The following is a 225-nucleotide window of genomic DNA, read 5'->3' as shown; positions in this document are numbered from 1 at the left end:
GCGAAGGTGGCACCGCAGGGGCAGGTGGTGGTCTGCTTCCCCTTGCACCGGGCATCTCGGCTGCACTGGCGGTGAGTGTGAAGCAGACTGGCCGAATCAAAACTGGCGCCGCAGAAGCAGGTGGTGTTCTGCAGTACCTGGCACCGGATGTCGCTGCTGGCCCGGCGGTGAGAGTAAAAAAGACTGCTCGAATCAAAGGTGGCGCCGCAGGAGCAGGTGGTGTTC

1 protein-coding gene is annotated in these 225 nt (G+C 62.7%); it reads left to right on the top strand.

Annotated features, from left to right (window positions below; all coding sequences use genetic code 11):
• The coding region (locus E1189_RS21950) for a hypothetical protein (RefSeq protein ID WP_196220778.1) at window positions 1–225 on the top strand (225 nt) is incomplete at both ends.

The organism is Parendozoicomonas verongulae (genome assembly GCF_009711465.1).
In the GTDB taxonomy this organism is placed as follows: domain Bacteria; phylum Pseudomonadota; class Gammaproteobacteria; order Pseudomonadales; family Endozoicomonadaceae; genus Sansalvadorimonas; species Sansalvadorimonas verongulae.
This window is presented reverse-complemented; position numbering and strand designations above follow the sequence as displayed.